Consider the following 12,710-nt stretch of genomic DNA (forward strand, 5'->3'; position numbering starts at 1 on the left):
CGAACGATGTCAGAGCCGAGCCCCGCTCCCACCCCTACCTCGTCGTCCACGCCGACTCCCCATCAGGAATCCAAGAACGACCGCATCGTGTGGATCGACTGCGAGATGACCGGCCTCGACACCGCGAACGACGCGCTGGTGGAGATCGCGGCGCTGGTCACCGACTCCGAACTCAACGTCCTGGGCGACGGCGTGGACATCGTGATCCACGCCTCCGACGCCAAGCTGGCCGCGATGCTCCCGGTTGTGCGGGACATGCACTCCTCCTCCGGATTGACCGAGGAGATCCGTGCCTCGGCCGTGACGGTGGCGGAGGCCGAGAAAGAAGTACTGGACTACATCCGCGCCTGGGTCCCTGTGGGCGGGACCGCTCCCCTGGCCGGCAACTCGATCGGTACCGACCGCGGGTTCCTCGCCCGGGACATGCCCGAGCTCAACTCCTACCTGCACTACCGGATGATCGACGTGAGCTCGATCAAGGAACTGTGCCGCCGCTGGTACCCGCGTATCTACTTCGGCCAACCCGAGAAGGGCATGTCCCACCGCGCGCTGGCGGACATCAAGGAGTCGATCCGCGAGCTGCAGTACTACCGCGCCACGGCGTTCGTTCCCCAGCCCGGCCCGACCACCGACGAGGTGCGCGCTGCCGCCGGCGCCCTGCCCCCGGTGGATTGAGCGCCCGGCCTCCCGTGCGCGGGCCCGGACGGCGTCGACACCTGCCGATTTCCTGACCGGGGCTCAGACCGGGTAGCATCGTCAACGCTGTTCGCGAGGACGGCGATGGTGGCTGTAGTTCAGTTGGTAGAGCACCAGGTTGTGATCCTGGCTGTCGCGGGTTCGAGTCCCGTCAGCCACCCCGGACGAACGAGGTCCGGACGTCGATCGAGACACACTCTCGGTCGAGGTCCGGACCTCGTTCTCATTTCACCCCTACCCTTCTCGTCGCCGAAACCGTCCGGCGTCTCCCCCCGCTGGTGACTACGCTCTGGTGACAGCCCGTACCGGCACCGAGGAGTTCCGATGAGCGAGACCGACTTCACCGGCCTACGGGCGATGTTCGTCAACTGCACTCTCACGCGCAGCCCCGGCATCAGTCACACCCAGGGACTCATCGACGCGAGCGTCTCGATCATGCGCAAGCACGGGGTCGACGTGGAGTGCCTTCGCGCGGTCGACCACCCGATCGCGACGGGCGTCCAACCGGACATGCGCGAGCACGGGTGGGAGGTCGACGCCTGGCCGGAGATCTACCCGCGGCTTCTCGAGGCCGACATCCTCGTGTTGGCCGGGCCGATCTGGCTCGGCGACAACTCCAGTGTGATGAAGCGGGTCATCGAGCGGCTCTACGCGCTCTCCGGGCTGCTCAACGACAAAGGTCAACATCTCTACTACGGCCGGGTTGCCGGATGTCTGGTCACCGGCAACGAGGACGGCCTGAAGCACTGTGCGATGAACATCCTCTACAGCCTGCAGCACCTCGGCTACACGATCCCGCCCAACGCCGATGCGGGCTGGATCGGCGAGGTCGGCCCCGGGCCCTCGTACCTGGACCCCGGCAGCGGAGGACCCGAGAACGACTTCACCAGCCGCAACACGACCTTCATGACCTGGAACCTCATGCACTTGGCCCGGTTGCTCAAGGCGGCCGGCGGCATTCCCAGCGAAGGCAACCAGCGCTCGGCCTGGGACTCCGGTAACCGCTTCGACTGGGAGAACCCCGAGTATCGATCGTGACGGCCGCCCGCGGTGGTGGCCGAGGAGGCTGCACGGCCGGCGTGTGAGGAGAAGGAAATGACGAGGATGCAGGCCGTGTACAACGGCACCGTGATCGCCGAGAGCAACCGAACCCAGAAGGTGGAGGGCAACCACTATTTTCCGCGGACCGACGTCCTCGAGGCGTACCTGAGGCCCAGCCGGATGAAGAGCCTCTGCTTCTGGAAGGGGCTGGCGAGCTACCACGATGTGGAAGTCGGCGGCGTCCGGGACCCCAATGCCGCGTTCTACTATCCGAGGCCGTCGCCTCTGGCGCGTCGGATCAGAGACCACGTGGCATTCTGGCACGACGTCGAGGTCCGACCCGCGCCGCCGGAGACCGACGACTGACGAGGTCTGATCACCCGAGGAGGACTTCATGACTGCCGAACACTCTCTGGAGGGCATTGCGAGCCGGGACCACCCGGAGAGCCCGGACGGGCCCCGGGAACCGACCCTGCTCATCTTTGACGTCAACGAGACCCTCTCGGACATGTCGCCGATGACCCAGCGGTTCGAAGACGTCGGCGCACCAGCACACCTGGCGTCGAGCTGGTTCGCAGGGCTCCTCCGGGACGGTTTCGCCTTGACGGTCGTGGCCGCGAGCGGCTCGTTCGCCCTCATCGCCGAGGAGGCCCTACGGATCAGCCTTCACGGACAACCTCTCAATCGCGGCACCGAAGAGGCGGTTCAGCACATCATGAGCGGCTTCGCCGTCCTTCCCGTGCACTCAGATGTGCCGGGGGGAATCGACGCACTCACGGACCTCGGAATCCGCCTTGTCACCCTGAGCAACGGTTCGACGACGATAGCCGAGAGCCTCCTCGACCGCGCTGCGCTCCGCGGGCATTTCGAGACGCTTCTCTCGGTGGACGATGCCGGCGCCTGGAAGCCGGCCAGCAGGGCATACGCGCACGCTCTCGCCCGGTGCCATGTCGACCCCAGGGACGCGATGCTCGTCGCCGTTCATCCCTGGGACATCGACGGCGCAACACGTGCGGGACTCGGCACCGCCTGGATCAACCGGAGCGGCGAGCCCTACCCGGGGTACTTCAGGGCGCCGGACATCACTGCACAGTCACTGATAGACCTGGCCGACCAGTTGAACAAGAGGTAGGTCGGGCTGTACTGCGCCACAGGGCCCTGCTCGTGGACGAACCGAGTGCATAGACCTACCAGCGGTTACGCGACTCCTCCGCCCACCCCACGAGCCCGTCGAGCGCGATGCTGCTGCCGTCGTCCAGCACGCCGGTGCCACTCCACGTCCCGAAGTCCTGGTGGGTGCGAACGGCGAGGATCCCGAGTTCGGTGACGTCCCGCCGGTGGTGGAACGGGGTGAGCGTGGCATCCACGCGCTCGCCCCGGACCCGCCAGAGCGCCGCCGGGTCCGCCAGGTCGTAGGTCCACTGCAGGTCCTCGCCGATCTTGTGCAGCCGGCCGTCCACGACGATCCCGTTCTCCCTCGACCCGGTCCCGTCGGTCCACCGGCCGCCCACCTGCAGGGCACACGGCACACCGTCCACCACGCCACTGCCGGCCCCCCAGTTCCATCTGGTGGAGTACCGCCACCGGCCGCGACCGCGGTCCAGGACGGCCCAGCCGGACCCGAGGTCGTGCGTGGTGTCGCCGAAAGTGACCGTGCCGGTGACGGGGTTGGCCAGGTCCTTGAGGGTGTACTGGAAGCGCCGCGTGCCCCAGGGCACCACCACGCCGAGGCTGTCGTGGCCGGGACGGGTCACGTCCAACTCCACGCGCACTCCGCTGGCCTGCACCCGGATCACGGTGGACTCCTCGTCGTCGTCGATCTCGATCCCCACCCGGCCCGCACCCACGCCGGCCGCCGCGTGAACGGTCCCGTCTCCCGGTTCGTCACCGAAGTCCGGCCGGGAGAACGGGCTGATCCCGCCGCGCGTGGTCTCCACCCCGGTGCGACGGTCCAGGACGTAGACCGCGCAGGTGGACAGGTAGTCGAGGCCGGCCACCGTCAGCCCCACCACGAACCTGTCGGTGACGATCCCCCAGTACTCCCAACGCTTGGTGCGCCCCCAGCCACCGATGTGTGTGCGGTGCAGGGGTGACCGCGTCCACCCCACGGCCGCCGGGTTGAGTCGGCGACCGTGGGCGAGGTCGGTGGGGCGGGTGATCTCGCGCTCGTCAGTCATGCGCCCACCTTTCCATTCGCGCCAGAACCCGTCGGAAGGAAGGGTGCCGCGCAAGGCGAAAGTTGGGATTCTGGCCGCTACCTCCGCGCCCCCGGTACGGATCCAAACAGGACTCGGCGACACCCAGCCAACAGATTATTGAGGTCAAATTGAGAATCCACCAAACCACGTCGATTTGGTTTACGGTGGGCACATTGAGGCGTCAGGCAGAAAGGGACGCTAGTCATGAGAGTTTTTCGAGCAGTAGTAGTTGCGGCACCAACAATTTCGTTGTGCGCCCCGTTAGCCAGCGCCGCGCCGGGAAGTCCGACCACAGGTTCGCTCGGCAGTTCGCTAAGCAACAGCCCGGCAGAAGATGCAACAGGCGAGGCGCGACTTGGCACCCTCAAGGACGAGAATCTGGACCAGGTCCGGCAGCTCTTACAGGAGCGAGATGTCGAGCCCTCAACGATTGAGCGTCTGGTCGACAAGACCAAGGCCGGATTCTTGCTTGATGCAGACAACCCTGACATGGAGCCAATATCCACCGAAACGGACGAAAATGCTCGCAGAGTGGTGGAGCGCCAAACCTTTGCCGATGGTTCAGTGGCAATCGTTGAAAAGGAAGGCCCCAAACAGCGGAACGATGGCGGCAACGTCATTGCACCGGCCGACATTGGCGGTTGTCACATTTATGTCCACCAGGACTGGTACCGACATGACAACTGCTTGATTAGCTACAATGGCATCAACTTCTCTTATTCATTCCGCGCCGATTACTCTGCAGCTAGGTTCACCGGCGTAGCTGGTGTGATCCGGCGAGTGTTCGCTCCAGTTGTGCACCGTTCGATTGGAGCAAATCCGACTTCGAACAACGTCTACATTCTCCGTGAGTGGCAGGATGGGAACATTTCCGCCGAAGCTGCGCAGACGATTCAGTTCCAGCCGTGGGGTGGCTGGTGGTCTTGGTCGGCACACTTGAGACTGCATGTACTCAATAACACAGCCTGGACGAGCACCTAGTTGTGCCTCTTGACCCAGCATGCGGACCGCCAGATTCGGCTACCGGATCCTATTCTGGTGGCGACTGCGAAATGGGCGGGTTCGCGGCGGCATACGATATTGCCTGGACTGTGCTCTTGGTGGCAGTTGCCCTAGTCATGGCATGGGCGCTATTTCTGTGTGTGCGCAAACTTACGGGCGTTACAGCAATCGTGTCCGCCGTGGTAACTCTTCTTCTTCCGGGCATAGGCGCGGTTATTGTAGTAGTTCTGTACTACGCTAGGCGTCTGCCACAGGCGGGCATAAAGGCGGGATCTCATCGTGAAGATGAGATTTCGGCTGCCATATAGACGAGTGGCGTTCTGCACTGCAACGATACTGGTTCGCAGAGTCTGTGACTTTTCTGAAAGCATAGTTTTCTGGAGGTCCGAGGTGGGTGGAGATTTAAGACCATTCGTTTCTGCATAGCGCAGGATGCGGGTCAGTCTCGACCATTTTTGGCCGCCACCGAAGCCGCAGATAGCCCTTTAATCCGATTCTGCGGCAAAGATCAAGTGGTTCGCGACAACAGCCTGCGACCAGCAATTTCGTGATCGGGTCAAGGTGGTGACCAGGGGTGGGATCGCCGAATACCATTCCGTTGCGGCCAAGGCTGTCCCTGCAGCGCGGACGGTGATGGATCCGTTACACGTGGTGCGCCTGGCCGCGGGCAAGCTCACCGTGTGCCGCCAGCGAGTCCAGCAGGCAACCACCGGGCACCGAGGCCGCGTTGGCGATCCGTTGTATGGGATCCGCCGGACGTTGAACGCCCGGGTCGAATCGCTGACCGACAAGCAGAAGATTCGCCTGTGTACGGCGTCCGTGGCCGATGACGCCCACGGTCACCGTGGAGGTGACTTAACCCGTCTACCAGCGCCTCATCGACGCCTATGAGGTCTCCGGGCATCGCGAGGGCAAGATCGCGATGTACAAGCTGCTGCGCTCGATCCGAACCGGAATGCCCAAAGGAACTACCCGAGCTCGCACAGCTCGGACGATCGCTGTGGCGTCGACGATCCAAGATTCTCGCCTACTTCGATGTGGGCGCCTCGAACGGCCCAGTCGAGGCCATCTATGGACGCCTTGAGCACCTCCGAGGAAACGCTCTGGGCTTCCGAAACCTCGGCCACTACATCCTGCGATCCCTCATCCACTCCGGCGGACTCCACGCATGAATCAACGCACCCTAGAACCGGAAAAGCCCCTTATCTCACGATGTTCGGCTAGTTCTCAGGAGTCCCAGCTTTCTCATTCAGAACCGACCCAAGAACCCAGAATCCCAACTTCACCTCCCACAATCCCAACTTTCGCCTTGCGCGGAAAAGGGACCGATGGCGCGACGGCCGTGGGTTGCCTATGGTGCGGTGGATCCGACTGACCAGGAGGGCTCGTGTCCGCACTCGACCTGTTGCTCGCGACCGTCGGGGCACTCGGCGTCGTGATCGTCGCCCTGTCCGCGCGGCTTCGCCGGTGGCCGGTATCCGAACCGCTTCTCGCTCTGATCGCGGGAATCGTCCTGGGTCCCGCGGTCACCGGCCTCCTCGACGTCCCCGACATCGTCTCCGACCACACCACCCTCCACCACGGCGCGGAGATCCTCCTGGCGATATCCGTGATGGGCGTGGCACTGCGGTACCCGTTCTCCGCGATCACAGCGCACCGGCGACAACTGGCGCTCCTCCTGGTGATCGTCCTGCCCGCCATGGCCCTGATCTCGACCGGGTTGGCGATGTGGACCCTGGGCCTGCCGTTCGCCATCGCGCTGCTGTTCGGCGCGGCGATCTGTCCCACCGACCCCGTCCTCGCCTCGAGCGCGGTGACCGGTGACGCCGCCGAGCAGGACCTGCCCGAGCACGATCGTCAACTGCTCTCCCTCGAGTCCGGCGCGAACGACGGCCTCGCCCTCCCCCTCGTTCTGGTCGCGCTCACCATCGCGACGCCGCTGACCGCCGGGCAGGCCGCCGCCGAGGCCGGCTGGCAGATCCTGGGCGCCCTCGCCGTCGGCATCGTCTCCGGCTACTCGGCCGCCAAGGCGCTCCACTTCTCCGAGCGGCACCACTCGGTCGAGAACGGCCCGGTACTGATGTTCACCCTGTTGCTGGCGCTGCTCGTGCTGGGCGTCTCGGGCCTGATCGGGGTCAACGGGATCTTCGGGTCGTTCGTCGCCGGCCTGGCGTTCAATCTCGCCAGTGTCGGGAGCGAGCGGCGGACCGAGGTGGAGATCGACGAGGCGATCAACCAGTTCGCTGTGCTGCCGTTCTTCGTCGCGCTCGGCGCGATGATCCCCTGGGCGCAGTGGGAACAGCTGGGGTGGGGCGCTGTGGTGCTCACCGCCGCGGTGCTCCTCCTGCGGCGCCCGCCGGTACTGCTCGCCGCCATGAGGCCGCTGGAGTTGCGCATCCGCGACGCCGCGTTCCTCGGCTGGTTCGGGCCGGTCGGCGTCGCTGCGGTGTTCTATCTGACCGAGGAGGCCTCACGGGCGGGTCCCGATCCGCTGCTGTTGGGGGTGGGCACCCTGATCGTGGTGGCCAGTACCGTTGCGCACGGCGTCACCGCCGCACCCGGCCGGATCCTGTTCCGAGCAGCCGAACGGCGCAGGCCGCCGGAGCCCGACCGGTCATCCGGATGAGCGTCCGGGCTCGGGGAGGGTGGTGACCGGGCAGGTCACCCGTCAGTCCACTGCCGCAGCGGCGCCAGTGCCTTCTCGTCCCCGGCGGTGGAGGTGCCTATCACCGACAGGGTGCCGTCCGATTCCAGACAGACCGCGGCCACCCGGTCCAACCCACCGAATCCACTGGACCGCATGGCCTGGAAGATCTCGTCGTGGGTGAGCCGGCTCGAGGCGATCGCGTCCTCCAGCATGGTTCCCCGGTCCACCAGCAGGACGGGCCGCGCGCGCACGATGGTGCGCCCTTTGACGAGCCTCGAGGTGAACAGACTCACCACCACCTGGAGGGCCAGCAGGAGGGCGATTCCGACCAGGCCGGTCACCAGTGCCAGGTCCGACGAGGTGAGGATCGTGGCCAGGAGCGACCCCAGAGCCACCGTGACCACCATGTCGAAGGCGTTGAGCTTGGACAGCACCCGCTTTCCGCTGAAACGGATCGCCGCGACCATCGCCACGTATGCGACGGGGCCGATCAGCAGGACGCGGACGATGGGGTCGAGGGACGAGAACCACATGGGAGCCTCCGGTGTCGGTGACGTGAGGTCCGCTCACGCTACCCAGCGGTCCCTCCCGGCAACGGCCCCGGGCGACGGCTCGTGTCAGCCGGACCTCGCGGGGGTCAGGCGGTGCCGGCGTCGGCGTTACCGGCCTTCCAGGTCTCCCACGGGATGTTCCAGTCGCCGAGACCGTCCCACCCCGGCAGCGTCGGTCCGACGGTGCCGGTGACCTCGAAGATATCGCCTCGCTTGGCGTTGTCGTAGAACCACTTCGCATCCGCCGTGGTGACGTTGAGGCAACCGTGGCTCACGTTCTGGTTGCCCTGGGCCCAGACGGACCACGGCGCGGCGTGGACGAAGATGCCGCTGTAGGACATCCGCGTGGCGTACTTGACCGGGGTGCGGTACCCCTCCGGCGAGTCGACCGGCACACCGTAGGTGGAGGAGTCCATGACCATGGACGCCAGCTTCTCGCCGATCACGTACGTGCCGTTGGGGGTCGGCGTGTCGGACTTGCCCATCGAGGTGGGCATCGTCTTGATCACCTCGCCGTTGCGCTCGATCACGATCTGTTTGGTCGAGTCGTCCACCCGGGAGATGACGGAGTCACCGATCTGGAAGTCGCTGCGCGCGTCCTCCTGCCCGTACATCCCACCACCGAGGTCCTCGCCGTAGATGTCCACGTGCACGTCGATCCTGGTACCGGGCGCCCAGTACTCGGCCGGACGCCACCGGACCTCCTGGTTGGACACCCAGTAGAAGGCGCCCTCGACCTCGGGTTCGGTCCTGATGTGGATGTTGTCCTGTGCGGCCCGACGATCCGAGATCGGCTCGTCGAACATCACCGCCACCGGCTGGCCCACGCCGACCGTGGACCCCTGGCCGGTCGTGAGGTACGCGGCCGTCATGATGCGGGGCGTCAGCGTGCTGAACGTGGCGTTCTTCCGCGTGACCAGACCGTCCTCGTCCGTCGCGGTGGACTCCAGCGTGTACTGGCGGCCGTAACCCAGATCCTCGGTGGTCCGCCATTCGGTGAGCTCGGGATTGAACTCCCCCTGCACCTGGACTCCCTCGGGGTTGCGCATCACGACCGAGTCGAAACGGCCGTCTCCGGCGGTGAGCACCACCGGCTCCGCGGGGTTGGCGTCGAGCGAACCGTCCTGCACCGACAGGTCGATGACCGCGGACGGTTCGGCCGGAGCCTCGGCGACCTGGGAGCCATCCCCTTCGCCGGCTCCGATGGTGCATCCTGTGAGCACGAGCGTCCCGGCGAACACGGCGGCCAGTGCGAGACGGGCCCCGGACCGGGCGCCCGGGTCCCGTCGTCTGGTCCGTTCCGTCCTGCGCAGGTTCACTAATGGCCCCTTCCGAGCGTTTCGTCCACCGGACATCACAGGACCGGCGGAAGTCTTCACAAGTATGCATGGGAATTTCGCCGCATTCCATATCGAATTGATAAAGGATGAGCGGTCGGCGACCCCTCTCCCCCCACTCTGACCTGCCGATTTCGTGATGCTGCCGGTGTCCTGTTACTGTTTCTCTCGCACCACGCAGGCGCCATTAGCTCAATTGGCAGAGCAGCTGACTCTTAATCAGCGGGTTCGGGGTTCGAGTCCCTGATGGCGCACAGCATCGAGAAGAGGCCCTCCCCAGGCGGGGAGGGCCTCTTTTTCTGCTGAGCGCCAGACGGGCGGATCCGGTACCGGCGGGGGCTCAGGCCCGACGCGCCGCCAGGTAGGCCTCGATGCGCTGGCGTTCCTTGCGCTTGTTGACCACGGACAGGGTCATCCCTCCGATGACCAGGGCTGCGAGTCCGCCGAGGACCGCGAGCACCCGGGGGTCGGTCAGAGCGGCCGTGGCGCGCTCCTTGCCCTCCGCGGCGAGGTTCTTGGGACTGACCCGGTCGACGATCTCGTCCAACGTCGTCGCGAGATCGTCACGCGCCTTGGCGATGTCGCCTTCGATGCTGTCGTAACTCCTGGACACGAGACCTCCGTCGATCGCTCGTCACGCGGCTAGCCGCGGGTTCTGGACCCCGCCCACGCTACTGCACCCGCCGTCGATCCGCGCCCGCGCGCCGGTGCATCGGATAGGTTGGTCTGGTCAGACGCCCCGACCCGACTCCAGGAGCACCGGTGAGCACACCACGGCTCGAGGTGGGACAGACCGCCCCCGCCTTCACCCTCCCCGACGCCGACGGAACACCCACGTCGCTGGCGGACCTGCTCGCCACACACGGCCGCGTGGTGGTCTACGTCTACCCCGCCGCGATGACGCCCGGATGCACCACCGAGACCGTGGACTTCGAAGGGGCCCTGCAGGAGCTGACCGAGGCCGGCATCGGCGTCGTCGGCATCTCACCGGACCCGCCCGCCAAGCTGGCGCGCTTCCGGGACAAGTACGAGATCACGTTCCCGCTGCTGTCCGACCCGGACAAGGCCGTGCTCACCGAGTGGGGTGCGTTCGGGGAGAAGAAGAACTACGGCAAGACGGTGATGGGGGTGATCCGCTCGACCTTCGTCGTGGAGTCCGACGGCACGATCTCCCTCGCCCGGTACAACGTGCGGGCCAAGGGCCACGTGGCGATGCTCGCGAAGCTCCTGGGTGTCGAGCTGACTGACGTGGACCTCCCCGAACCCGCGGAGGGCTGAGTCCACCCATGCCCATCGAACCGTCCGAGCAGCCCCGGGAGCCGGCACGCGAGCCCGCGGACGAGGCCGTCCAGGACGAGCCGAACATCCTGGTCCCCCGCCGCCGACCCATCCAGGAGCGCAGCCGCCGCAAGTTCCAGGCACTGCTGTCAGCGGCACGCGATGTGCTGGTCGAGGTGGGTTTCGACTCGTTCACCTGCGAGGAGGTGGCCTCCCGCGCGGGAGTGCCCATCGGGACGCTCTACCAGTTCTTCGCCAACAAGTACGTCCTGGTCTGCGAGCTCGACCGCCAGGACGCGCACGGGGTGATCGAGGAGATCGAGCGCTTCGCGCAGAAGATCCCCGCGCTGGACTGGCCGGAACTGCTCAACGACTTCCTGGACCACCTCGCCGACCTGTGGTTGCGCGACCCCTCCCGGCGAGCGGTGTGGTTGGCCACGCAGGCCACTCCCGCCACCCGTGCCACCGCCGCGGTCAACGAGCGTGAGCTGGCCCGGATGATCGCCAGCGTGCTGGCCCCGCTCATGCCGGCCACGGAGCGGCAGCGTCGCGCGTTCATGGCCGATGTGTTGGTCCACGTGGCCTACTCGATGCTCAATTTCTCGGTCAGCGCCGGCTCCGCAACGGGCGAGGACATCCACGACGCCACCGTCACCGAGCTCAAGCGGATGCTCACCGCGTACCTGTGGCTGGCGGAGAAAGAGGCCCAGGTCGGCTGATCCTGTCCGGCTCTCTCCACGATCTGCCGCTCGGATTCGCAGACGCCCCCGGAGGTACGGGGGTGAATCGTAATCCGATGGGCAGACTTTCGAGGATGACGGGCCGGTGGCGAGTAGCGGTGGTTGGCGGTGGTTGCCGGACCTCCGCGATGGTTGGCAGCCGTTCGCGGCCTTCAGCGACGAGAAGTCGGCCGCAACGAGCCCAAGCCGACGGGGAGGTGAAGCTAGGGTTCATTCCATGACGCGTGACAAGAACAAGACCGGCGGAAAGAAGAAGGCCGGTCCAGTCACTGCTGCAGAGGCGATTGCTCAGTTGGCGCAGGATCCCGAATTCCAGCGCGCCGAGGCAGAGCGCGACGCCCAGCTACAGGCCCGCGTTCGCAAATGGCGTCGAACTGAGGAACCAATCGTTGAAGATCTTCACCGTGTTGGCGTGGACGTCGAGACAGCCTGGGACCTGGTGAGAACCTCAGAGCCGTACCCTGCCGCGCTTCCCATCCTCATGCACCATCTCGAGCTCGGCGGATATCCTGACCGCGTTCTCGAGGGCATGGCACGTGCGCTGGCCGTGTCGCCAGCGCACGTGTACTGGGAGCGGCTGCGCGACCTCTACCTGCGGGCCGAAGGCCGTGACGAGGAAGAGGGACTAGCCGCGGCCTTGACCGCCTCAGCAGGGTCCGAACATCTCGACGAGCTGCTAGCTCTCCTGCGAGACGACTCTCGTGGAGACTCAAGAATCCACCTACTGGAGGCGGTCCTCAGAGTGGGCGGAAAGCGCGGCCGAGAGGTCGTGGAGTCGCTCCGCTCTGATCCCCTGCTGGGCCGCGAGGCGTCGGCTTTGACTCGGCGATCAACTGCGCAAGGAGCGGCCGCACCCGCAGGTGGAGTCGCGGGATGACCTCGTCCGCGAGCGCACCGTTACCGCTATAAAGCGCTAGTTGCCATCTCAAGACCGAAGTCAGGTGCAGTTGGGCCGAGAGGGCTCGAAAGCTCGTGTTGCGAAAAGACATCTTCGGAGAGAACCGTGTTCGTCATGATCTCCATGTACCGCTGAGATAACTGCTGGCCCGGCCAGGACACAGTCCGTTCAGTCAGGTCCGGGCACAGCAATGCCGTGACCCCGACAACAGGGGCGACGGCGTAGCGCTTCCGCTGTCGAGGCAGCAGATCCCTGCTTACGTCCATTGCCTCGATAAAGCTCACGTGCCGCAGCATTGCAGAAACTTTGACATCACCTGAGA

13 protein-coding genes, 2 tRNA genes and 1 pseudogene are annotated in these 12,710 nt (G+C 65.7%); 12 read left to right on the top strand and 4 right to left on the bottom strand.

Annotated elements, in window-relative coordinates:
- Positions 1 to 6: 6 nt before the first annotated feature.
- The 5 genes from orn (at position 7) to NJE57_RS06605 (ending at position 2,869) form a co-directional block, all read left to right on the top strand.
- Positions 7 to 675 carry an oligoribonuclease gene (gene orn, locus NJE57_RS06585; RefSeq protein ID WP_319027600.1) on the top strand — a complete coding sequence of 223 codons (669 nt, stop codon included), beginning with the start codon at positions 7 to 9 and terminating at the stop codon, positions 673 to 675.
- Positions 676 to 783: 108 nt separating this feature from the next.
- Positions 784 to 856 (top strand) — tRNA-His (locus NJE57_RS06590).
- A 164-nt stretch (positions 857 to 1,020) separates the two neighbouring features.
- A complete protein-coding gene (locus NJE57_RS06595) occupies positions 1,021 to 1,734 on the top strand; it encodes a flavodoxin family protein (protein ID WP_319027601.1) in 714 nt (237 codons plus the stop codon).
- A 57-nt stretch (positions 1,735 to 1,791) separates the two neighbouring features.
- Positions 1,792 to 2,103, top strand: a complete 312-nt coding sequence (locus NJE57_RS06600) for a DUF427 domain-containing protein (RefSeq protein ID WP_319027602.1) — start codon at positions 1,792 to 1,794, stop codon at positions 2,101 to 2,103.
- 28 nt (positions 2,104 to 2,131) lie between these two features.
- Positions 2,132 to 2,869 carry a haloacid dehalogenase type II gene (locus tag NJE57_RS06605; RefSeq protein WP_413464371.1) on the top strand — a complete coding sequence of 246 codons (738 nt, stop codon included), beginning with the start codon at positions 2,132 to 2,134 and terminating at the stop codon, positions 2,867 to 2,869.
- A gap of 55 nt (positions 2,870 to 2,924) precedes the next feature.
- Here NJE57_RS06605 and NJE57_RS06610 read toward each other — a convergent pair whose 3' ends face one another.
- Positions 2,925 to 3,914 (bottom strand): DUF2804 domain-containing protein, encoded by a 990-nt coding sequence (locus NJE57_RS06610; protein WP_319027603.1) that lies wholly within the window; start codon positions 3,912 to 3,914, stop codon positions 2,925 to 2,927.
- Positions 3,915 to 4,139: 225 nt separating this feature from the next.
- Between NJE57_RS06610 and NJE57_RS06615 the strand changes: the two genes are divergently transcribed.
- From NJE57_RS06615 to NJE57_RS06630, 3 genes and pseudogenes are all read left to right on the top strand, one after another.
- Entirely contained in the window at positions 4,140 to 4,916 is a 777-nt protein-coding gene (locus NJE57_RS06615) for a hypothetical protein (protein ID WP_319027604.1), read from the top strand.
- Positions 4,917 to 5,465: 549 nt separating this feature from the next.
- A pseudogene (locus tag NJE57_RS19995) lies at positions 5,466 to 6,109 on the top strand (ISL3 family transposase); the annotation flags it as partial.
- A 215-nt stretch (positions 6,110 to 6,324) separates the two neighbouring features.
- Positions 6,325 to 7,563, top strand: a complete 1,239-nt coding sequence (locus NJE57_RS06630) for a cation:proton antiporter (RefSeq protein WP_319027606.1) — start codon at positions 6,325 to 6,327, stop codon at positions 7,561 to 7,563.
- Between the two features lie 35 nt (positions 7,564 to 7,598).
- Here NJE57_RS06630 and NJE57_RS06635 read toward each other — a convergent pair whose 3' ends face one another.
- Both NJE57_RS06635 and NJE57_RS06640 read right to left on the bottom strand, forming a co-directional pair.
- Positions 7,599 to 8,117, bottom strand: coding sequence for a DUF421 domain-containing protein (locus NJE57_RS06635; protein WP_319027607.1), 519 nt, complete (start codon positions 8,115 to 8,117; stop codon positions 7,599 to 7,601).
- 104 nt (positions 8,118 to 8,221) lie between these two features.
- The gene (locus NJE57_RS06640; RefSeq protein WP_319027608.1) at positions 8,222 to 9,454 is read right to left on the bottom strand and encodes a L,D-transpeptidase; all 1,233 of its coding nucleotides are present in this window, start codon (positions 9,452 to 9,454) and stop codon (positions 8,222 to 8,224) included.
- A gap of 199 nt (positions 9,455 to 9,653) precedes the next feature.
- Between NJE57_RS06640 and NJE57_RS06645 the strand changes: the two genes are divergently transcribed.
- Positions 9,654 to 9,726 (top strand) — tRNA-Lys (locus NJE57_RS06645).
- An 86-nt stretch (positions 9,727 to 9,812) separates the two neighbouring features.
- Here the strand turns inward: NJE57_RS06645 and NJE57_RS06650 are convergent.
- The gene (locus NJE57_RS06650; RefSeq protein ID WP_319027609.1) at positions 9,813 to 10,085 is read right to left on the bottom strand and encodes a DUF3618 domain-containing protein; all 273 of its coding nucleotides are present in this window, start codon (positions 10,083 to 10,085) and stop codon (positions 9,813 to 9,815) included.
- 149 nt (positions 10,086 to 10,234) lie between these two features.
- Here NJE57_RS06650 and NJE57_RS06655 point away from each other — a divergent pair, with 149 nt between their 5' ends.
- From NJE57_RS06655 to NJE57_RS06665, 3 genes are all read left to right on the top strand, one after another.
- Positions 10,235 to 10,750 (top strand): peroxiredoxin, encoded by a 516-nt coding sequence (locus tag NJE57_RS06655; RefSeq protein ID WP_319027610.1) that lies wholly within the window; start codon positions 10,235 to 10,237, stop codon positions 10,748 to 10,750.
- 8 nt (positions 10,751 to 10,758) lie between these two features.
- Positions 10,759 to 11,469: a TetR/AcrR family transcriptional regulator gene (locus NJE57_RS06660; protein WP_319027611.1), complete on the top strand. Its 711-nt coding sequence runs from the start codon at positions 10,759 to 10,761 to the stop codon at positions 11,467 to 11,469.
- A 238-nt stretch (positions 11,470 to 11,707) separates the two neighbouring features.
- The gene (locus tag NJE57_RS06665; RefSeq protein ID WP_319027612.1) at positions 11,708 to 12,367 is read left to right on the top strand and encodes a hypothetical protein; all 660 of its coding nucleotides are present in this window, start codon (positions 11,708 to 11,710) and stop codon (positions 12,365 to 12,367) included.
- The last annotated feature ends 343 nt before the right edge of the window (positions 12,368 to 12,710 follow it).

Source organism: Dietzia sp. PP-33, from assembly GCF_033790845.1.
Taxonomy (GTDB): domain Bacteria; phylum Actinomycetota; class Actinomycetes; order Mycobacteriales; family Mycobacteriaceae; genus Dietzia.

Excerpts from the sequence above, each read along its gene's own strand:
- orn (WP_319027600.1), top strand. The coding sequence starts at position 7 with ATGTCAGAGCCGAGCCCCGCTCCCACCCCTACCTCGTCGTCCACGCCG.
- NJE57_RS06595 (WP_319027601.1), top strand. The coding sequence starts at position 1,021 with ATGAGCGAGACCGACTTCACCGGCCTACGGGCGATGTTCGTCAACTGC.
- NJE57_RS06600 (WP_319027602.1), top strand. The coding sequence starts at position 1,792 with ATGACGAGGATGCAGGCCGTGTACAACGGCACCGTGATCGCCGAGAGC.
- NJE57_RS06605 (WP_413464371.1), top strand. The coding sequence starts at position 2,132 with ATGACTGCCGAACACTCTCTGGAGGGCATTGCGAGCCGGGACCACCCG.
- NJE57_RS06610 (WP_319027603.1), bottom strand. The coding sequence starts at position 3,914 with ATGACTGACGAGCGCGAGATCACCCGCCCCACCGACCTCGCCCACGGT.
- NJE57_RS06615 (WP_319027604.1), top strand. The coding sequence starts at position 4,140 with ATGAGAGTTTTTCGAGCAGTAGTAGTTGCGGCACCAACAATTTCGTTG.
- NJE57_RS06635 (WP_319027607.1), bottom strand. The coding sequence starts at position 8,117 with ATGTGGTTCTCGTCCCTCGACCCCATCGTCCGCGTCCTGCTGATCGGC.
- NJE57_RS06660 (WP_319027611.1), top strand. The coding sequence starts at position 10,759 with ATGCCCATCGAACCGTCCGAGCAGCCCCGGGAGCCGGCACGCGAGCCC.
- NJE57_RS06665 (WP_319027612.1), top strand. The coding sequence starts at position 11,708 with ATGACGCGTGACAAGAACAAGACCGGCGGAAAGAAGAAGGCCGGTCCA.